Genomic DNA, 325 nt, shown 5'->3' with positions numbered 1-325 from the left:
GGCCGCCGGACAGCTCGCTCGGTCGGTGTCCCGCGCGCGGGCCCAGGCCGACCGCCTCCAGCGCTTCCTGCGCGCGCTGCACGCGCTCGTCGCGGCGCACGTTGGCGTAGCCCATCGGCATCGCCACGTTCTCCAGCGCGTTCATGCGCGGCAGCAGGTTGAAGCCCTGGAACACGAAGCCGATCTTGTCGCGGCGCAGGATCGCGCGCTCTTCCTTGTCGAGCGTGGCCACATCGACGCCGTCGCACAGGTAGACGCCGCTGGTCGGCGTGTCCAGGCAACCGATCAGGTTCATCAGCGTCGACTTGCCCGAGCCGGACGGCCC

The 325-nt window shown here is 70.8% G+C and carries 1 protein-coding gene; it reads right to left on the bottom strand.

Features of this window, described 5'->3' with window-relative positions:
* The coding region (locus tag HKX41_10870; protein NNC24632.1) for an ATP-binding cassette domain-containing protein at positions 1 to 325 on the bottom strand (325 nt) is incomplete at both ends.

The sequence above is a fragment of the Salifodinibacter halophilus genome (assembly GCA_012999515.1).
Lineage (GTDB): Bacteria > Pseudomonadota > Gammaproteobacteria > Nevskiales > Salinisphaeraceae > Salifodinibacter > Salifodinibacter halophilus.
This window is presented reverse-complemented; position numbering and strand designations above follow the sequence as displayed.